The sequence below is a fragment of the Glaciimonas sp. OK215 genome (genome assembly GCF_057787885.1).
Genome location: NZ_CM173544.1, coordinates 2,574,607 through 2,594,659 on the forward strand (window position 1 = coordinate 2,574,607; position 20,053 = coordinate 2,594,659).

The window sequence follows — 20,053 nt, forward strand, 5'->3', positions numbered from 1 at the left end:
TAAATTTTCCTTCGGGATCAGTGAGAAACCGGTTCAGCCGGTTCGAGCCGCAGCGCGCGGCGCGATGCAGCGCCGATGCTCAGCAGCAGCAAAATGCCGACGAAGCCGGCGGCGGCGAGCGCGAACATGCCTGCGCGCTGGCTGTGGAAAGCGGTTTCCACCGCGGTCTTCAAGGTCGGGGCGATAAAGCCGCCGAGATTGCCGAGCGAGCCGATCAGCGCGATGCCGCTAGCGGCTGCCGGCCCCGACAGGTAAGCGGTCGGCAGCGTCCAGAACAGCGGCTGCACCACCACGAAGCCGACAGTCGCGACACAGAACGCGATCAGGACCGGTGCGATTGCATTGCCGAAGGTTGATACCAGAATTCCGCACGCCGCCATGGCCAGTAGGCAGGCAGCCAGCATGCGATGCTTGCCGGTCGCGTCCGCATACCTGGTGATGAAGCGCATGGCGACCAGGGCGCAGAACCAGGGGATGGCTGTCAGCAGCCCGACCTTAAAGCCGATTGCACTGCCGGTGAGTTCCGATACGCGGGTTGGGAGATAGAAAATAACACCGTAGACGCTGATCTGGATGGCGAAATAAATCAGCACAAAGCGCAGCACCTTTGCATCCTTCAATGCGGCCAGCGCGGTGCTCGGGCCGTGCGCCACCTTGTTCTTGTCTTCAAGTGCGATTTGGTTTTCCAGAGCTGCCCTTTCCTCTGCCGTCAGCCATTTCGCGTTGCGCGGCCGGCTGGTCAGGTAGAAAAAGGCGATGATGCCGACGACGGATGCGGCCACGCCTTCGATAATGAACATCCATTGCCAGTTGCGCAGTCCAAGCAAGCCACCGGTTGTCTCCAGGAGGAATCCCGACAGCGGGCCGCCGAGTACGAGGGCAATCGGCAATCCGAAGTAATACACCCCCAGAGCCTTGCCGCGGTCGCGAGCAGGAAACCAGTAGGTCGTAAACAAAATGACGCCGGGCGAAAAGCCAGCCTCGGTAACGCCAAGGATAAAGCGCAGGATGTAGAAGGAAGTCTCGTTATGTACGAACATCATCGCTGCCGATGCAAGGCCCCATGTGATCATGATCCGGCTCAGCCAGATCTTGGCGCCGACACGATGCAGCATCAGATTGCTCGGAATTTCGAATATGGCATAGCCAATGAAAAAAATGCCGGCGCCGAGCGCGTATGCAGAGTTGCTGATATGCGCATCGAACTGCAGCGCCTGTTTGACGAAACCCACGTTCGAACGGTCGAGCATCGCTAGCGCGAACATCAAGGCGAGGAAAGGCGCGAGTCGCAGCCGCGCCTTGCGCACGGCCGAGAATAATGGATCGTGGCTGTCGTTCTGTATCTTCATGCTATGCCTCCTGGGGCGAAGCCTGATCGGCCTCGCTGTTTTTTTAAGTTGCCTAAAGTGCCGGACGGTTAAGGAGTCCGCGCGCAGCAAGATTGACCATCAGGGCGCGCACTCCGAAGGTCCACGGTTGCACGCGGTCGCTGCGGTTGACCCGGTTGGTGAGCATTCCCAGCTTGGCGCTGGAGATATGGACCATGTCGCCGTACTTATGGGTAAAGCCGGCGCCTGCGGCATCGCGGTCGTCTGTCGGCGCGAACAGCGTGCCCAAAAACAGGACCAGACCGTCCGGGTATTGGTGCGATGGGCCGATTGCCTGCGCGACGAGGTCAAGTGGATCGCGGGTGATCTGGTCCATTGAACTGCACCCCCGCAGCACAAAGCCGTCGCTTCCATCCACGCGCAAATCGACGGTCGCGCTGCGCACATCATCGAGCGAGAATGTTTCGTCGAACAGCCTGAGGAACGGACCGATTGCGCAGGAGCCATTGTTGTCCTTCGCCTTGCCCAGCAATAGCGCGCTGCGTCCTTCGAAATCCCTCAGGTTGACGTCGTTGCCCAGCATGGCGCCGAGCACCCGGCCGCGGCTGTCGACAGAGAGCACGATTTCCGGTTCGGGATTGTTCCATGCCGATTCTGGATGAAGTCCGATTTCCACGCCGCTTCCTAGCGCGGAAAGCAGCGGTGCCTTGGTGAAAATTTCTGCATCGGGCCCAATGCCGACTTCCAGGTATTGCGACCACAGCCCTTGTTCCACCAGAATTGCTTTCAGTTCACGCGCCTGAATGGAGCCGGGCCGTATGCTGGTCAAACTGTCGCCCACCAGCGCTTGAACTTGCTCACGCACGCGCGCCGCGCCGCGTGGGTCTCCCTTGGCCCGCTCTTCAATGACCCGCTCGATCAGACTTGCCGCGAATGTGACGCCGGCCGCCTTGATGACTTGCAGGTCGCATGGGGCCAGGAAGCATGCGGACTCCGGACTTTGGGGTTCCGCGGCAGTGTTTGCGAGTAACTCGTCAAGGCTGCCGATCCGCACGCCAATGGCGGCGCGGACTGCAGCAACCGGGTCTTCCATCTCGAGCAAGCTGCTAATGGTGGGTGCTATGCCGGAAATGTCGAATACGCCGCCGGTGCGCAGCACGACCACTGCGGGACCTGCCGGTGCAGCAGCCGTAGCGGGCACCCATGCCCGGCCAATGAGTGTGCCTGCCAGGCCGTCACCAGGCAGGGTTTCGGTTGCATTTAGGGAAAAGTGTTGCGTCATGAATGTCTCCGGTTGGAATTGTGTCAGTTAGTCCTTGGCGGCTTGCCAAATAACGTCTGCTTCTTGGAGTGGTAATTTACGTCTACACCCGATAAACATCCAATCAATTATTTGTTAAAATCGATTCCATTTAGTTATGGCGCAAAGTTTTCTTATGGAAGAACCAGTACAGGCGTCGTTATCAAGCGTGTGTTCAAAGTTGCGTTTCAGGCATCTGCAGCTTCTCGACATTCTCGGGCGCACGCGCAACCTTCGCGTTGCCGCCGAACAGATGCACATGACGCAACCGGCGGCGACGAAAATTCTCGGCAATATCGAGTCGATGTTTGGCGTCGAGTTATTCGAACGGCTACCGCGTGAAATGCGTCCAACCGACCTCGGGCTGGTCGCCTTGCGTTATGCCAGCGTCTCGTTAAGTGATTTGGGCAAGTTTGTAGGCGAATTCAATATGTTGAGAAACGGCGGTCATGGCCATATCACTGTGGGCGCCATTTCTGCATCGGCTGCGCAACTATTAATTGCATGCATCAAGGAAATCCGGCAGCAGCGGCCGCTGCTCATCATAAAGATAGTCGAGCAAAGCAGTGACCAGTTAGCAGTCTGGCTCGAGGAAAAGAAAATCGACATCATGCTGGGTCGCTTGACGGAAGCGCGTTATCGCACGCTGTTTGACTTTGAGACGCTCTCCGGCGAAGCGGTCTGGGTCGTCGCCGGTCATCATCATCCGTTGCTTGAAATGCCGCACCTGAAACTGGCTGAACTTGACGCCTGGCCATGGATTCTTTATCCGCCTGCCACTGCGATCAGGCATTTGTTCGAAGAGTCGTTTGCGGATGAGCAACTCCATGCGCCGGTGGGCATGGTTGAAACCTCATCCATTTTTTCAACGCTTGAATTGCTGCAGGCCACCGACATGCTTTCGTTGCAGCCGCGCGCGGCCGTGGAAAAGTATGTCGAAAAAGGCATGCTCGGGCGTATCCCGGTATCAATCCACCGCACAATGTCAAGCTACGGCATCGTGACACGCAAAGGCGACGTCCCGTCTCAGCCCGCGCAGGAATTTATCTCCGTTCTGCGCGCTGTTGCAAAGCAACTGAGAGAATAAGAAAGGGGCTATTTGTCACCTCTGCAGGCGCCAGATAACCCCTCATCTCATTACTCAGCTTATTCAGCTATACCTTGCCCTTCCATGGCACAAAGATGCGCTCAAGATAACGCATTAACAGATCGAATATGAAGGCGAAGAACCCGATCACGATAATCCCCATGATGGCGACGTCACTGGCCAGAAATTCCGATGCACTCAGCACCATGAACCCCAAACCGCGTGTCGATGCCACCATTTCACCTGCGACCAGGGTGGTCCAGCCTACGCCGATACCGATCCGCATCCCTGTGAAAATTTCAGGAATGGCGGCTTTCAGAATCACCTGGGTAATCACCTGCAAGCGCGTGGCGCCCATCGAATAGGCCGCATGGATCTGCTCGATCGATACCGAGCGCACGCCGGATCGCGCAGCGATCGCCATCGGTGCAAAAATCGCCAGGAAGATCAGGTATACCTTGGAGAACTCGCCGATCCCGAACCAGATGATGACCAGCGGCAAATAGGCCAATGGCGGCAACGGCCGATAGAATTCGATCGGTGGATCGAACAAGCCGCGGATGATGCGGCTCACACCCATCATGATGCCGATCGGAATCGCAAAAATGCACGCCAGGGCAAAAGCGCCAAACACGCGTGCAAGACTGGTCAGCGTATGCTGCAGCAGCGTCGACCCGGCGAAGCCCACCGTGGAGACGAGAATGAACTTGTCCCACACCGCCTTGGGCGACGGCAGGAACAAAGGCTTCACCAGACCGGTTGCGGTGATCGCGAACCAGAGAATGAACAGCGAGAACACCGTCACTATGGCGATCGTGCGTGAGCTTCCCTGGCCCGGCACACCAAAAGACTCACCGGGTTTGGCCGGCTTATGAGGAAACAATCGGTCCAATAGTCCCTTTTGTTTTCCCCTGCTTTCTTCCTTGCTGTTCATGGCCGCACCCCCAACTCCTACGATGCTTTTGGAAAAGCCTGATAACCCTGGAATGATTTTTCGATTATGCATGTTCGGCCACCTCCGTACGCGGTGCTGCCCGCTCGTCACCGTAAATGATGTTTAGGACCGTTTCCCGCATTTTGATGAAATCGGGGCTCGATTTCACTGCCCGCGCATCGCGGCATTCGAGAAAGCGTTTATTGAAAGTAAGGTCATAGCTGTGCGTAATGCGCCCGGGACGCGGTGACATGACGATCAGGCGATTCGCCAGGAACAATGCTTCGTCAACGCTGTGGGTAATGAAAAAGAACATCGTTTCGGTTTTTTTCCAGATGTCGAGCAACAGTTCCTGGATCGTCTCGCGGGTCAGGGCATCCAGCGCGGCCATCGGCTCGTCCATTAACAACATCGCCGGCCCGCAGGTCAACGCACGCGCGATACCCACACGCTGCTGCATGCCGCCTGAAAGCTGGTAAATCATGCGGTCGTGAAAATCCTGCAAACCGACCAGCGCAAGGTTCCTGGCAGCGATTTCACGTCGTTTTTGTTTGGGGACACCTTGCAATTTAAGGCCGAACTCGGCGTTCTCCATCACGTTCAGCCATGGCAGAAGCGCGTGCTTTTGAAACACCACGCCGCGATCCGAGCCGGGGCCGTCAATCTTGCGATCGCCGAGAAGAATCTCGCCTTTCGAGGGAGAAATAAAGCCGGCCAGCAGGTTCAGCAGCGTCGTCTTGCCGCATCCCGAGGCGCCAAGTGCAACGACGAAATCGCCGCAATTGATATCTAAATTAATACTATCCAGTGCATGGGTTCTCTCACCGGCTGTTTTCCCGGGATAAATGACGCTGACGTCTTTGACGCGTAGATTTTCCATTATCTTTCCTTGTGCTGTTTGCATTCGTGGCCGATCGCGCCCGCCCTGCTTATCCGGACAGGTGCTGCGATCGGCAGCAGTGGCGTGTTTATCTCACTTCAGCTCACTTCATTTTCATCGCCGCATCCACATACCTGGTAGTAACAAATTGGCTATAGTCCTTGCCGAGGGTATCTATTTTCCCTTGCTCCTTCAAAAATACCGCGGTGGCGAGCAGCGCCTTGGCGACGCCGCCATTGGCACCACCGCCCAGCCAGGCAGGAGATGCCTGTTCCTGGATACTCGGATAAGCGTACAAGGCGACGGAAGGTCCTACATCCTTGGGCTCGGCGCCGGAAAGCTGGACATTGGCCTTGACCTCTTTCGAATCAAGGGTCCAGCTTTTTGGGTTGCTGCGGTAGGCGGCATCGGCGGCAGCGGCGATTTTCACAAACTTCGCCATGAAGTCCGCATTTGCCTCACCCCATTTCCGCTCCACTGCCATGCCGTCAAAGGTGGCCTTGCCCTTCTTGCTCAACTCGCCGGAAGTCACCAATACCTTGCCGTTTTGCTTGATCTTGCTGAGTGCGGGATCCCACACATAGGCGGCATCGATATCGCCCCGCTCCCAGGCCGCTGCAATCTGATTCGGCTGCATATTCAGCAACTCCACATCGGTCGGTTTGATGCCCCATAGTTCGAGCGCGAACATCGTATGGAAATGGGTGGTGGAAGCGAACGGCACGCCAATCTTCTTGCCCTTCAAATCCGCCGGCTTGTTGATGCCGGAGCCGTTCCGCGCAACCATCGCTTCGGCCTGGTTGATGTCGTCCTGGATCCAGAACACTTGCACGTCGACGCCACGGCTGATGGCGGCTGTCAGCGGACTGGAACCGATCACACCCAGCTGGATATCCCCGGATGCCATGGCCGTCGCCACCTTGGCACCGGAATCGAACTTGCGCCAATCAATCTTATAGCCGGTGGCTTTTTCAATCGCGCCGCTGGCAACTACTGCCAAAAACGGACCATTGATCTGCTGATAGGCAATCGTGACTGATTTCTGCTGCGCTAAAGCGCCGCCTGAAGCCGCCGCAATTCCCAGCACCACGATTGCGCACAGTACGCGCTTGATTTTGTTGATAGTGTTTTTCATTTCGTCTCCATCCAGTTGTTATACAAATGAACTCTTCGCGCTTGAATTGCGCTCAAACGCTGCGTTATTTACACGCTATTTTTTTCTTGATCGATACGGCTTTGATTTTCATCCTGGTCTCCTGATTGCATTAATTATTTGCTGGGTTGTGACTGCCTCGATCCGGCCTATAGCACCTCGTCTTTCAGATGGTACCAACGGTAGAGAACGCTCTGCCCCAGGCGCCGGAACGGCGCGAAAGCCTGCGACTCGACCATCTCCAGGACATTAGGAAACGGCAGCGACGATACGAAGATCGGCAAATCCGGCAGCGTGCTCTTGCCCGCGATCCGCTGCGCCATGCGGCGTCCGGCCTGGGCCGAGTACATCACGCCGTTTCCACCGTAGCCGAGGGCGTAATAGATGGTCTGCTCGGGGTCCGGCTGCACGATGCGCGGCATCATGTCGTGACTGACATCCACCCACCCCCACCAGGAGTAATCGATTTGAATGCCAGTCAGCGCGGGAAATTTGCGGTGCAGGTCGCCAATCAACAAGTTCTCGTATTTTTTTTGCGGGGCGTCGGTACCGGTGATCGCGCTGCGGCTACCTATCTGGACCCGTCCGTCCGGCATCAGCCGGTAGTAATGGCGGAGTACCCGGGTGTCAGTAAGCACCTGGGTGGTGCGGAAATTACACGCCTCGATCTCGGCCTTGGTCAGCGGACGCGTGACGATCGAGTTGGACAGGATCGGCATCAGGCGATTCTTCAATTGCGGGTGCAGACCTTGCGAGGTGTAACCACCTGTCGCGACCGCGACGGCGCGCGCACGTACGATGCCGCCGGGCGTCTTCAGGTAGTGCACCCCATTTCTGGTCTCCCAGCCGAGTACCGGACTGGAGGGATGCACCTTGGCACCGAGCGCACGCGCCTTCTTCAGATACCCGAATGCCAGTTTGCCCGCATGGATGCCGATACCTTCCGGTTCATGCATCGCGCCGGCCGCCTCCTTGTCGTCCACGTAGTCACGCTTGACAGTGTCGGCATCGAGAATTCTGGCGTCGTAGTTGAACACCTCTCGCAGCAGTTTGGCTTCTTTCTCCAGCGCCGGCATGACCTTCAGGTTGTGTGCGATATACAGGTGGCCGCCGGGTTGCGGCAGGCAATCGATATCCTTGATCAGCCCCTTGAAGGTTTCCATGGCGTCGCACATTTCTGCATGCAGCTTCAGCGCAGTGTCCAGGCCGTAGCGTTCGATCCACTGGGAACGCTTCAGGCGTCCCGAGTTGCACTGCGCTTGTCCGCCGTTGCGGGTGCTGCAGCCCCAGCTGACCCGGTTGGCTTCGAGTACGGTAGCCTTGATGCCGTGTTCCTGCGCCAGGAAGATTGCGCAGGTCAGCCCGGTGAACCCGGAGCCGATGATCGCTACGTCGACATCGATATCATGCATGATCGGACCATCGTCCGGTGGCGGTTCGCCGGCGGTTCCTATCCAGTAGCTCGGCGCATACTCCCTGCCCCGTCCCGGGCTAACGGACACCAGCGGGTCGTACGCCGGATCATATGGTTCGGACGGGCTGGTGCTGCTTTCGTACTCCGCTGCCTGGTTGTCGACAGTTGTATCCATATTGCGTCCTCGATTCGGTCGGGATGAAATACTGACTTAGGCGTAAGCGCCGACTTTGACGACTGGCGGGCGATCCTTGCGAAAAGCATTCTTCACGGCGATCTTGCCGTCTCGAAAAGTGAAGACGTCGACCATCCGCGCTTCGATCCGGGTGCCATCGGCCTTGGTGCCGCAGAATGTCGATTCGGATACGCCTTGGTCGCCGCAGACGAAGTGGGCCGCATCGAGCCAGGCCGCATCCGGGAAGGTCTGCCAGGCGAGCTGGAATCCTGCCCGAACCGCTTCGCGCCCTTCGAAAGTCTTGCCGTAGAGTTCGGTACCGGCCGCAGCGTGAAATACGCAGTCTTCGGCCATGAAGCTCATCAGGGCATCGATGTCGTGACGGTTCCACGCTTCGCTGAAAGCTTGCAGAAATTCTGCTGTTACGGGCTTGGCTGGTTGCGTTTGAACGTTCATGTTGTCTCTTTCTGTTTATCTAAATAATAGTACTTGTGGTTCCGTTATTTAATGTAATTAATCAGTTTTGGTTAAAAATATAGCAAGTTGATTTACTTTAAAATAACGGCGTGTAATGTATTTATGGCTGCGAGCGTGGCTCTCATTGCGCGCGCCGTTCCCGAGCGGGCCCGGCGCGCGTCCCGGTTAAACGTAATCCTTGTATTTTTCGAGCAGCCGTACCGGTTTGCTGAGCGCATCGCGCCGGAACGGGTCGCCGAGTTCGCGGGTGCACATGATCTCGATGATGGTGGTCTTGCCCTCGTTCATCTGCATGTCGATGGCCTTCTTGAGAGCCGGGCCGACGTCTTCGAGCTGGTCGACGACGATCCCTTCGGCCCCCATCGCCCGGGCAATCCCGGCAAAGCTCTGGTTGTCGAGCTCACCGGCCACAAAGCGCCGGTTGTAGAAGTCCACCTGATTCTTCTTCTCCGCGCCCCACTGGCGATTGTGGAACACCACCGCCGTGACCGGAATGTTGTGGCGCACGCAGGTCATGGTCTCCATCAGGCTCATGCCCCACGCGCCGTCGCCGGCATACGCAATCGCCGGACGGTGCGGGGCCGCCACCTTGGCGCCGATGATGGTCGGGAAGGCATAGCCGCAGTTGCCGAAGCTCATCGCGGCGAAGAAACTGCGCGGCTTCTCAAAGCGCAGATAACTGTTCGCCACCGAATTGATGTTGCCGATATCGGTCGACACCATGACATCGGCCGGCATCGCCTTTTCCAGCTCGCGCAACACCTGGCGCGGATGCAGGTACTTCTCCGGTTCCTTGCTCTGTTCGGCGATCATGTCGAGGCTGTAGGGATCCTTCTCATGGATCCAGCCATCCAGCTCTTTCTCCCAGGCATCTTTCTCTGCCTGGATCTGCGCCGCCCGGGCGGCACGGGTCGCGTCGCAGGCCAGCGTCTTGCCGGCCAGGCGCTGGGTCAGGGCGACTGCGGCCGCCTTGGCGTCGCCGCAGATCCCGACCGAAATCTTCTTGACCAGCCCCAGCATCGTGTGGTCGGCATCGATCTGGATGATCTTGGCGTTCTTCGGCCAGTAATCCATGCCGTGTTGCGGCAGGGTCCCGAACGGCCCGAGACGCGAGCCCAGCGCGATCACCACGTCGGCCTGCGCCATCAGTTTCATGGCCGCTTTCGACCCCTGATAGCCGAGCGGGCCGGTCCAGAGCGGGTGGCTGGCCGGGAACGAATCGTTGTGCAGGTAGCTGTTGACGACCGGTGCTCCCAGGCGCTCCGCCAAGGCCTTGCATTCCTCGACCGCATCGGCCATGACCACGCCGCCGCCGGAGATGATGACCGGAAATTTGGCCTGCGCCAGCAGTTCGGCCGCCTCATCCAGGCTCTTCTCGCCGCCCGCACCGCGGTCGAGCCGGCTGGGTTGCGGGATTTCCGCCTTGATTTCGCCGTAGAAGTAGTCGCGCGGAATGTTCAGCTGGGTCGGCCCCATCTCGGACATGGCGCGATCGAAACAGCGGCCGGTGAACTCGGCCATGCGCGCCGGGTGGGTCACGTGGCCCTGGTATTTGGTGAATTCCTCGAACATCGGCAACTGATTGGCTTCCTGGAAGCCGCCCAGCCCCATGCCCATGGTGCCGGTCTCGGGCGTAATGATGACCACCGGACTGTGCGCCCAGTAGGCCGCCGCGATGGCGGTGACGCAGTTGCTGATGCCGGGGCCGTTCTGGCCGATCACCACGCCGTGGCGGCCGCTGACCCGGGCGTAGCCGTCCGCCATGTGGCCGCCGCCCTGCTCATGGACCACCGGAATGAGGCGGATCCCGGCCGGGGCGAAAATGTCCATGGCATCCATGAAAGCGGACCCCATGATCCCGAACATGTCAGTCACGCCATTGGCCACCAGGGTTTCCACCATGGCTTCGGAGGGGGTCATCTTCTGCAGGCCAACGGTGACCGTGCGGTTGGCTTGGGATACTTGGTCGGTCATGATATTCTGTCTCCTTTGGAGTAATTACACTGAAAGTAGTACATTAAGTTCCGATATTTGATATTTAGAGTAATCTAAGGCATAAAAAACCATGCGTCAAACTATTTTTACAAATTCCGAGACAATTTGTGTTTGAAATTCAAATTTCACTCTAATGCTAGTGCGTTGAACACGCAGGAATGTTGCATTCATCATATGTTCACGGCATGCCCAACCGGCACTACGCTGGTATCCGGCATCGCCTTTCGACAGAACGCTATAAAATGGCGCGCAGCTATTTCGATTGAAACCACAGGCTGATGCACAGACGCTTCTGATTTTTCAGAAGGCCGATACAAACTCCGTGTTCTAATGCAAGCCGAAATCAGGCATCCCCGGATTTATCCAATTTTTCTGAACAGCCAGGCAAGGTATCGATAGTGGAAGAAAAGACGCAACCGAGAAATACGACATTGAGCAAACTGCAACAGCACTATCAGCATCTGTCAGCCGCCTTGTCCGGCAAAACCAAAACCGCTTACACGCGGCTGCGCGATTATTTGATGCGCCAGCCGCCGCGTCGGCGCGGTGTATTGGTACTGGGGATGGCTGCTGTCGTACTGCTTGGGCTGCTGTTGCTGTATGCGCTGGTGCTGATTCCGATCACGCCCAGCATCAAGGATTTGAAACAGGCGCGGGTGGCACAAGCGAGCATACTGATGTCGGCCGACGGCCAGCAACTGGCCAGCTTCGATCAAGGGGGGCTGCAGGAGCGCATCAAGCTCAATCAGGTGTCGCCATACGTGATCCAGGCGCTGATTTCAACTGAGGATCACCGCTTTTACCAGCATCACGGGATCGATTTCAGACGCACCGCGGCGAGTGCCTTGCACAGCCTGGGCGGCAATGCACAGGGCGGCTCGACCATTACCCAGCAACTGGCGCGCAATATGTTTCCGGAAGAAATCGGCCGTTCGCGCAATCTGAATCGCAAGCTCAAGGAGCTCATCACTGCGCTGAAGATCGAGAGCACCTACTCCAAGGATGAGATCCTGGAAGCCTATCTGAATACAGTGCCTTTTTTGTATAACACCTTCGGCATCGAGATGGCGGCGCGCACCTATTTCGATAAATCGGCCGCGCAACTGAATATTCTGGAAAGTGCGACGCTGGTCGGGATGTTGAAAGGGACCAATTATTACAACCCGGTCAACAATCCCGAGCGTGCGCTACAGCGGCGTAACGTGGTGCTGGAGCAAATGTTCAAGCACCAGCACCTGACCGAGGCCAGGTTTCAAGCGCTGCGCAAGCGGCCACTGAGGGTGCATTTCAATCGACTGCAAGAAGAGAAAGCCGCGACCGATACCCACTTCACCGCGCATGTGCGCAAATGGCTGATCGAATGGGCTGACGAGCATAATTACAATCTGCAGTTGGATGGCCTGGTGGTGCATACCACGCTCGATTTCGGTTTGCAGCAGTCGGCGCTGCGCGCAGTCGAGCGTCAGGCCGATGCACTGCAAAACATCGCCGATGTCGAGTGGGGCCAGAGCGGATCTGGCGTGGTGTCCACCTCGACCGGCGCGTATGCCGGCATGCGCAGGTATATTGCGCCGTTCCGCTATTTTTGGGAATCGCGCGGCGATCTGGTTAACACCTTCATTCGCGAGACGCCCGAGTACCGGGCGGCGCTTGAGGCAGGCGAACCGGCAGCCGGCGCCTTGCACCGGCTCAAGGCCGATGGCGAATTCATCGCGCAATTGCGGGCCGCCAAGACCCGGCTGGAAGCCGGATTTGTAGCGCTCGATCCGGCCACCGGCGAGGTCAAGGCCTGGGTCGGCAGCCGCGACTACCAGCGTGAACAATTCGACCATGTGGAGCAAGCCGCGCGCCAGCCCGGATCGACTTTCAAGCCCATCGTGTACGGTGCCGCGCTGGAAAAAGGCTTGCGCCCCGACCACCCGTATCGGGATAGCGTGATCGATATTCGCGCCGCCGACGGCAGCGTCTGGCGGCCGACCGACATGTCGGTTTCCAGTGGCAAGAGCATGACGCTGCGCGACGGCCTGGTGTATTCGAAAAACACCATCACCGCACAAGTGATGCAGGATGTCGGGCTGCCGAGCATCATCAAGCTGGCGCGCGCCCTCGGCATCAACCAAAGCAAGCTTGCATCGGTGCCGTCGCTGGCACTTGGCACCAGTCCGGTGACCTTGCTGGAAATGGTGTCGGCCTATTCGACCATCGCCGCGCAAGGCGAATATCGCAAGCCGGTCTTCATCAAAAGCATCACTGACCGTAACGGCAAAGTGATTGCCGAATTTGACAGCGTGGGGAAACGCGCGATGTCGGCTGAATCAGCCGTCGCGTTGATCGACATGATGCGCGGCGTGGTCAATCAAGGCACCGGCCAGGCGGTCAGGAGCCGCTTCGGCATCGGCGCCGATGTCGCTGGCAAGACCGGCACCACGCAAAACAATACCGACGGTTGGTTCATCCTGATGCACCCGAATCTGGTGGCGGGCGCGTGGGTCGGCTTCAACGATGCGCGCGTCACGATGCGCAGCAATTACTGGGGACAGGGCGGCCATAACGCGATCCTGCTGGTGGGCGATTTTTTCCGCGATGCATTACATACCGGAAAGATAGATACCGGTGCCCTGTTCCCCGGCGGTCGGCGCGCACCGGCGCCGGTCAGGGTCAGGGAGGAAGCGCCACCCGACGATGCGGCCGATCAGCCCGATGACACGCCGCAAGACGGAATGCCCGAAGCGGAGCCGACGATACGCCGCAGCACTGAGAATGGCGGCGAGAATGGCAGCGAAAGCGGCAATCAGCCGGATGCCGAACAATGATGCGACAGCTTCTCCGCAGTGCTCAATCAGGAACCGGCTGCATCACTGTTTGTCCGGGGAATTTACCAGCATCATGAGACTTGAGGTATCGAATTTACCGCCACCCTGTTTTTGCACTTCTGCATAAAATGCATCGACCAGGAGTGTGACCGGCAAGTGGGCACCGTTGCGTTTTGCCTCATCGAAACAGATCCCCAAATCCTTACGCATCAAGTCCACGGCGAAGCCAAAGTCGAATTTCGATGCGAGCATGGTTTTGCCGCGATTCTCCATCTGCCAGGATTGTGCCGCCCCTTTGGAAATTGCGGCGATAACGCGCTCGCCGTCCAGGCCGGCGCGCCCGGCGAACGCCAGTCCTTCGGCCAATGCCTGGATCATCCCCGCAATACAAATCTGGTTCACCATCTTGGTGAGTTGCCCCGCGCCTGCCGGGCCCATATGCACCACCGCGCGTGCATACGACGAAATGACCGGCTCGGCGCGCAAGAATGCATCGCCATCGCCACCAACCATCACTGTCAATGTGGCATTTTCAGCGCCAGCCTGGCCACCGGAAACCGGTGCGTCAAGAAAATGAAGGCCTAGATTGTTCGCCGCCTCGCTGATTTTCCGCGCGGCATCTGCAGAACATGTCGAATTGTCGATCAAAATACTCCCGGCGCGCATCTTGGCGAGTATGCCCTCCTCCCCCAATGCAATTTGATACAGATCATTGTCGTTACCGACACAGGTAAACACGAAGTCGGCACCAGCAACAGCCGCTGCCAGCGTAGCAGCGCTTTGTCCCTTATGCACTTTCAACCATGCATCGGCACGCGCCTGGGTCCGATTGAATACCGTCACGTCATGGCCGTGTGCCGCAAGATGCCCTGCCATCGGAGAACCCATGACGCCCAATCCGATAAATGTCACTTTTGCCATTTTTACGTCCTTCAATACTGGTAAGTTGGTGATGCCCGTTGAAATTGTTGCACAAGTTTGCGCTGCCGGGTGGTGGCTTTTTTTGCATTGGAAAAATACCGCAATGCAGCGCTCAGGCGGACGCCCACCTAAGCACCAGATCGGCGCGCTCCCGGGTGGATTCAATCAAGACCGCATTCGGCGCATCGGTTTGTCTCACCCATGCCTGTGCGGCTTGTTCATCACGACCGAAGCGCATATGACGCGCTACCAGCCGCTCTTGGCGCAAGCTGGGGGCAACATCCAGATACCAGGCTTCGTCGAGCAAGCCGCGGACCCGGCTCCAATGACCGCGGTCGAGCAGCAAGTAATTTCCTTCTGCGATCACCAGTTGCACTGCCGCCGGCACGGCGATGGCGCCGGCTATCGGTTCTTCGATTTCACGCCGAAACGCCGGCGCGTACACGACCTCATCAGTCGGCTGATCACGCAGGCGCTTGAGGAGCGCGACGTAACCGGCGCTGTCGAACGTATCTTCCGCACCCTTGCGATCGCGCCGATTCAGGCGGGCCAGCTCCGCATTCGCCAAATGATAGCCATCCATGGGCACCACCATCGCTTGTCCTGGCAAACCGTCCATCAGCGCCTGTGCAAATGTGGATTTGCCTGAACCCGGTGCCCCGACAATTCCCAGGATCAGACGGCGACCGTCGGATAAACGGGTTCGCAGTCTTGCCAGGCAAGCGTCAATGGTCATTTCTTGCACGTCGTTTTTCACTAGTCAGCCACCGTTGTTGAAATTCTCAAAGCTACCGAATAGATCAGAAATGCCTTACATCGCTAACGCGGCACTGACGGTTTCTTCCCACGTCGCAGGATCACAGCCGGCCCGCATGATGTTGAGGCTGGCGGCCGCAATCGCATGCTGCAACGCGCCGCGCAAGAAGTCCTGGTCCAGTTGTTCCAGACCTTGCGCCGTGACGAGTTTGCCCGAGCGTTCCAGATACGCGATCAATCCGGCATGGAAGCAGTCGCCAGCGCCGACTGTGTCGACCACCGCCAGATCGGCTGGCGCCGGCAGCGCGACCTGGCCAGCACGCGTCAGCAATGCAGCACCCTGCGCGCCGCGCGTCAAAGCGATCAGTTGCAGCGTCGAATCACGAAATAAAATGGCAGAAATCTCCGCCAGAGTCGCATCGCCGAAGCCGAGAACCTCCAGGTCCTCGTCGCTGACTTTGACGATATGCGCCTGTGCAATCGCACGTTTTACCCCTTCGATATAGTCGTTGCGCCGCGTCACCGCCATCGGCCGCAAATTGGCATCGATCGATACCAGCGCGCCCCGTTTGGTTGCGGCGCGTATCGCTGTCAGGATTTTTTCAAGATCATCCGGCACCAGGGCCAGGCCGCCGGTATGCACCAATTCCAGATGCTCAGGAAAACTTGCAATCAGCATCTCGGCGCTGATGTCGCGATCCGCCACCGCTTCACGGTGAAATGCGTACGTCGGCGAACCCTGCGCGTCGAGGCTGACCACCGCCAGCGCGGTCGGCCATGCACTGCTGACCCCGGCCCCCAGACTGATGCCATTGTCCGATAACAGGGAAAAGAACTTCTTCCCGAATTTATCCTGAGACAAGGGATTGAGGTAGGTCGTAGATATACCCTGGCGTGCCAAACCCAATGTGAAATTGCAGACCGAACCGCCCAGACAAGCCTGAAAACGCCCGTCCGGCTGCTCAATCAAATCAACCAATGCTTCCCCTATTGTTGCGATCATCTCGTCGATTCCGTTAATGTAAACCCGGTTAATGTATTAATGGCACGGCTCTGTGCGCCTTACGTATTTGAGCCCAGCCAAACGTCTTCAAGCATTTTTTCTGCACAGCGAAATCAGCTGTCCAATTTGAGAAACAAGTCGTGATCCGGCGCGAAGTTGGCGTACAGGGGCAGCAGGGCTCCGCCTATGGCCCGGGCGTCCGAGCCGATAGTGCCGGCAAGTATTTCCGGCCGGGTAACGCCCTCCCAATTGTAGTAAGCCAGCGCGGTTTCCACTTCGGCCAGCAGCTTTTCGAGCAATGTCCGATCGCAGGAGCCGTCGATAATGACCTGATCCAGATCAAGCAGGCAGGTTGCGCTATTGATCGCCAGCGCGATCGCGCGGGCGGCATCGTCCAGCCAGGCGCTGGTGTGCGTCAGCCACGGTGCTTGCAGCGCACGCTCGTCAAACGACGCGGCCTCTTCCAGACCCGCCGCGCCAAACAGTTGCTCCAGCTTGAACAGCGATGCATCGCTCAGCAGTTGCTCGGGCGCGCTGTTACTGCCGTTTTTTGCCAGTCCCAACGGGATCGAGGCAAGTGCGCCGGCATTGCCGTGAATACCGCCGCGCAAATGACTGTCGATGACCAGTCCGCCGCCGATAAAGGTGTCGACGAACACATACAAGAAACTTTTTATGCTGCGTCCCCTGCCCGCCACCAGTTCGGCAACACAGGCGGCGGCCGTGTCTTTGGCGAACTCCACCGGCAGCTCGGTCATGCCTTGCACGCGCGCCCGGATGTCGATCCGGCTCCACTTGTCGGCTTGTTCGGGGGCGAAGCCAAGCAGTTTCTGCCATCCGCCCAGCGCCAACGGGGCGGCGATCCCGACGCCGCTGAGCCGCTGCGCCCGCTTCGGACCGAGCAGCGTGCGCATATTTTTGAGTTGAAGTTCGATTTCGTTGAACAAGGCGTCGGGATCGGGGAATGCGTACGACAATGAGGACCGTTCACGCGCCTGCCCGACAAAGTCCACCAGCAACACGTCCAGGCTGCGCCGGCCGATCTTGATGCCAATCGAAAATGCACCGTCCGGATTGAGCGCAATCGGCACGGAAGGTTGACCAACCTTGCCCCGCAGCGGGGCGAGTTTGATCACCAATCCTTCATCAAGCAGACGGTTAATGATGAGCGATACCGTTTGCGTACTGAGGTTGGTCAGCCTGGCGAGATCGGCTTTCGGCATGCTGCCGTGAAATCGTATCGCCTGCAACACCACACGCTCGTTGAACTGGCTCATCCCAACCTGATTCGAGCCGCGCGGCCTGAGCCATTTGCTGTCGTCTTCGCCTGGTTCGCTGACCGATCGTTCCATGTGTTCGTTTTTCATGTTCCTGGAAGCGGCGGATGGCCGCTTGATTGCTTTGATAAGAGGTTGAATTCATTGTGAATTGTCGTGCTTTCCGTTCACCTTACGGGAGAACGCCACGACAATTGCACACTTTTTCGGTTCCGTGCCATTGCTGCCCGGCAGTGAAGGATGCCGTCTTCAACATCGTCGCCCTTGTAGGGCGCATCTTACCGTCTTTAGACCTAATTTTTTGCTAATTAATGACGCCCTTCTTGAAAATGAAGTTTGCATAAGCTTGCATCTCACCGGTTTGCACGATCGCGTAGGCTTGCTTGACGCGTTCATAAAAGCTGAACCGCTCCATCGATTCGCATTGCTCGGGTTCGGCCAAACCGCCCGCCTCCAGCAGCACAATCACCGACAACTGCAGCGCCGATGCGTATCCGGCGGGCGTGTCGGATACTTTCATGTAGGCGACCGGTCGCGCGACGGCAGCGTCCAGCGGAAAGACCGACAGCACGGCTTCGCAGGCCCGCTGCAAATCGCTGCCTGGCAGCCGGATGATGGATTTTCCACGCCCCAGCGACTCGGCGGTGAAGTTGGCGTCGACCACCGCGACTTCATCGCCATGCCCCATTTCGCACAGGATCTTCAGCAACTCCGGCGTCAGCAGAGGATCGATACCTTTAAGCATGGGCATCCTCAGGCAGGTCTGCGGGATTCTTGGCGCCCGTCATCACCGCAACCGTATCCGACATGCTGATCTTCTTTGGATTGACCACGGCCACGCGTTTGCCAAGCCGCTGGATGTGGATCCGATCTGCGATCTCGAACACATGCGGCATATTGTGGCTGATCAGTATGACCGGCAGGCCGCGATCGCGCACCCGTCGAATCAATTCGAGCACCATATTGCCTTCCTTGACGCCGAGCGCTGCAGTAGGCTCATCCAGGATCACGACATGTTTGGCAAACGCGGTGCTGCGCGCGACCGCCACGCCCTGGCGCTGGCCGCCGGATAAGGTTTCGACCGCCTGATTCATCGAGCGGATGCCGATTTTCAGATCCTGCATATGCCTGATCGCTTCCGCCAGCATTTTCTTCTTGTCGATAACCTTGAGAAATCTACCGAGAAAACCCGGTTTCAAGATTTCGCGCCCGAGAAACAGATTTTCAGCAATCGTCATCGCCGGCGCCACAGCCAAATCCTGATAGACCGTCTCGATCCCATGCCGACGCGCATCGATCGGGGAATGGAAATGCACCTGTTTGCCATCCAGAAACATCTCGCCTGAGTCTGGAATAACCGCGCCTGAGAGCGCCTTGATCAGGGATGATTTGCCGGCGCCATTGTCACCGATCACCGCCAGGATTTCTCCGGCACGCAACTCGAAATCGGTGCCGTCCAGTGCCGTGACGTGGCCATAGCGTTTCACCAGGCCATGTGCCTGAAAAATGGTGGCTGAAGTATTCGTAGTCATTTTTCAACCTTTCTTGTGCGTAAATTGGTCGGTAGCGACAGCCAGAATCACCAGAATGCCGGTCACCAGAACCTGGAACACGGATGGCACGCCCATCAGGGTCAAGCCATTGCGGAACACGCCCACAATCAGCACGCCGATCAGCGTGCCGGCAATCATGCCGCGCCCGCCGAACAGGCTGGTGCCGCCGAGAACCACGGCCGTAATGCTGTCGAGGTTATCGGTCTGGCCAGCTTGCGGATCGCCCACGCCCATACGGGCGACGGATAACAGTGCGGCAACACCGTATAAAAATCCCGCCAGCATGTAGACATTCAATAGCACGCGATCGGTTGCAATGCCCGTCAGACGTGCCGCTTCCCGGTTATTCCCGACTGCATAAATGTGGCGTCCGGGCGCGGTATCGCGCAGGAAAAACCAGGTCAGCAGGTACAACGCCAGCATGAGCACCGTGCCATACGTGATGTTGGTCTGGCCGACCTGGAAGGTATTGCCGAAAAACAGCAATGCATCCGGCAGGTTGGTGACGGTTTGCGCACCGGAATACAGCTGGGTGATGGCAAACACGATGTTCATCGTGCCGAGTGTCACGATGAATGCCGGCAGTCTGACCTTGGTCACCAGTGCGCCATTCACGAAGCCGATCAAAGTGCAGACCGCCAGGCCGCAAGCAACGGCGAGATACGGATGCAGGCCGTGCTCGGTCGCGAACTTGGTGATCACCACGGAGCCTAGCGCCATCGCCATGCCACAGGACAGGTCGATACCGGCCGTCAGAATGATCAGGGTCTGGCCGATCGCGATCACGCCAACTACCATGACCTGTTGCAAAATCAGAGAGAAATTTTGTCCGCTGAGAAAGTGGTCGGATTGCGTTGAGAAAAACAGGCATGCCGCCAGCAGTGCAATACACGGCCCGAGCGACGACAGCGGGGGTAAGTGATCTAAACGGAGTTTCATAAATTTGTATCCTTTTTGGTCCAGGACAGGGACTGGCGCTTGTTTCAT

The 20,053-nt window shown here is 57.9% G+C and carries 17 protein-coding genes; 2 read left to right on the forward strand and 15 right to left on the reverse strand.

Going from position 1 to position 20,053, the window contains the following annotated elements; translation table 11 throughout:
• Positions 1–17: 17 nt before the first annotated feature.
• Positions 18–1,349, reverse strand: a complete 1,332-nt coding sequence (locus tag AC3CHX_RS11610; RefSeq protein WP_488644157.1) for an MFS transporter — start codon at positions 1,347–1,349, stop codon at positions 18–20.
• Between the two features lie 52 nt (positions 1,350–1,401).
• Positions 1,402–2,610, reverse strand: a complete 1,209-nt coding sequence (locus tag AC3CHX_RS11615; protein ID WP_488644158.1) for a fumarylacetoacetate hydrolase family protein — start codon at positions 2,608–2,610, stop codon at positions 1,402–1,404.
• A 154-nt stretch (positions 2,611–2,764) separates the two neighbouring features.
• On the opposite strand from AC3CHX_RS11615, the gene AC3CHX_RS11620 reads away from it, so the two are divergent.
• Positions 2,765–3,715 (forward strand): LysR family transcriptional regulator, encoded by a 951-nt coding sequence (locus tag AC3CHX_RS11620; RefSeq protein ID WP_488644159.1) that lies wholly within the window; start codon positions 2,765–2,767, stop codon positions 3,713–3,715.
• A 67-nt stretch (positions 3,716–3,782) separates the two neighbouring features.
• Here AC3CHX_RS11620 and AC3CHX_RS11625 read toward each other — a convergent pair whose 3' ends face one another.
• The 6 genes from AC3CHX_RS11625 to xsc form a co-directional block, all read right to left on the reverse strand.
• Positions 3,783–4,649 carry an ABC transporter permease subunit gene (locus tag AC3CHX_RS11625; protein WP_488644160.1) on the reverse strand — a complete coding sequence of 289 codons (867 nt, stop codon included), beginning with the start codon at positions 4,647–4,649 and terminating at the stop codon, positions 3,783–3,785.
• A gap of 64 nt (positions 4,650–4,713) precedes the next feature.
• Positions 4,714–5,529 (reverse strand): taurine ABC transporter ATP-binding protein, encoded by an 816-nt coding sequence (locus AC3CHX_RS11630; RefSeq protein ID WP_488644161.1) that lies wholly within the window; start codon positions 5,527–5,529, stop codon positions 4,714–4,716.
• A gap of 103 nt (positions 5,530–5,632) precedes the next feature.
• Positions 5,633–6,652: a taurine ABC transporter substrate-binding protein gene (tauA, locus tag AC3CHX_RS11635; RefSeq protein ID WP_488644802.1), complete on the reverse strand. Its 1,020-nt coding sequence runs from the start codon at positions 6,650–6,652 to the stop codon at positions 5,633–5,635.
• Positions 6,653–6,831: 179 nt separating this feature from the next.
• Entirely contained in the window at positions 6,832–8,271 is a 1,440-nt protein-coding gene (locus tag AC3CHX_RS11640; RefSeq protein ID WP_488644162.1) for an NAD(P)/FAD-dependent oxidoreductase, read from the reverse strand.
• A gap of 36 nt (positions 8,272–8,307) precedes the next feature.
• Positions 8,308–8,727 carry a nuclear transport factor 2 family protein gene (locus tag AC3CHX_RS11645; protein WP_488644163.1) on the reverse strand — a complete coding sequence of 140 codons (420 nt, stop codon included), beginning with the start codon at positions 8,725–8,727 and terminating at the stop codon, positions 8,308–8,310.
• Between the two features lie 186 nt (positions 8,728–8,913).
• Positions 8,914–10,722 (reverse strand): sulfoacetaldehyde acetyltransferase, encoded by a 1,809-nt coding sequence (gene xsc / locus AC3CHX_RS11650; RefSeq protein ID WP_488644164.1) that lies wholly within the window; start codon positions 10,720–10,722, stop codon positions 8,914–8,916.
• A 542-nt stretch (positions 10,723–11,264) separates the two neighbouring features.
• On the opposite strand from xsc, the gene AC3CHX_RS11655 reads away from it, so the two are divergent.
• Complete coding sequence (locus tag AC3CHX_RS11655; protein WP_488644803.1) at positions 11,265–13,556, forward strand: penicillin-binding protein 1A; 2,292 nt, start codon at positions 11,265–11,267, stop codon at positions 13,554–13,556.
• Positions 13,557–13,598: 42 nt separating this feature from the next.
• Here the strand turns inward: AC3CHX_RS11655 and AC3CHX_RS11660 are convergent, their stop codons facing one another.
• The 7 genes from AC3CHX_RS11660 to AC3CHX_RS11690 all read right to left on the reverse strand — a co-directional run bounded on the left by AC3CHX_RS11660 (position 13,599) and on the right by AC3CHX_RS11690 (position 20,005).
• Positions 13,599–14,510 (reverse strand): NAD(P)-dependent oxidoreductase, encoded by a 912-nt coding sequence (locus AC3CHX_RS11660; protein WP_488644804.1) that lies wholly within the window; start codon positions 14,508–14,510, stop codon positions 13,599–13,601.
• Positions 14,511–14,589: 79 nt separating this feature from the next.
• Positions 14,590–15,213 (reverse strand): nucleoside/nucleotide kinase family protein, encoded by a 624-nt coding sequence (locus AC3CHX_RS11665; protein WP_488644805.1) that lies wholly within the window; start codon positions 15,211–15,213, stop codon positions 14,590–14,592.
• 75 nt (positions 15,214–15,288) lie between these two features.
• Positions 15,289–16,236: a carbohydrate kinase family protein gene (locus AC3CHX_RS11670; RefSeq protein WP_488644165.1), complete on the reverse strand. Its 948-nt coding sequence runs from the start codon at positions 16,234–16,236 to the stop codon at positions 15,289–15,291.
• A gap of 113 nt (positions 16,237–16,349) precedes the next feature.
• Positions 16,350–17,603 carry an ROK family transcriptional regulator gene (locus AC3CHX_RS11675; RefSeq protein WP_488644166.1) on the reverse strand — a complete coding sequence of 418 codons (1,254 nt, stop codon included), beginning with the start codon at positions 17,601–17,603 and terminating at the stop codon, positions 16,350–16,352.
• A gap of 214 nt (positions 17,604–17,817) precedes the next feature.
• Positions 17,818–18,258: an RbsD/FucU family protein gene (locus AC3CHX_RS11680; protein WP_488644167.1), complete on the reverse strand. Its 441-nt coding sequence runs from the start codon at positions 18,256–18,258 to the stop codon at positions 17,818–17,820.
• The gene (locus AC3CHX_RS11685) at positions 18,251–19,045 is read right to left on the reverse strand and encodes an ATP-binding cassette domain-containing protein (RefSeq protein ID WP_488644168.1); all 795 of its coding nucleotides are present in this window, start codon (positions 19,043–19,045) and stop codon (positions 18,251–18,253) included. The genes AC3CHX_RS11680 and AC3CHX_RS11685 overlap by 8 nt, the downstream gene beginning before the upstream one ends.
• A gap of 3 nt (positions 19,046–19,048) precedes the next feature.
• A complete protein-coding gene (locus AC3CHX_RS11690; RefSeq protein ID WP_488644169.1) occupies positions 19,049–20,005 on the reverse strand; it encodes an ABC transporter permease in 957 nt (318 codons plus the stop codon).
• Between the last annotated feature and the right edge of the window lie 48 nt (positions 20,006–20,053).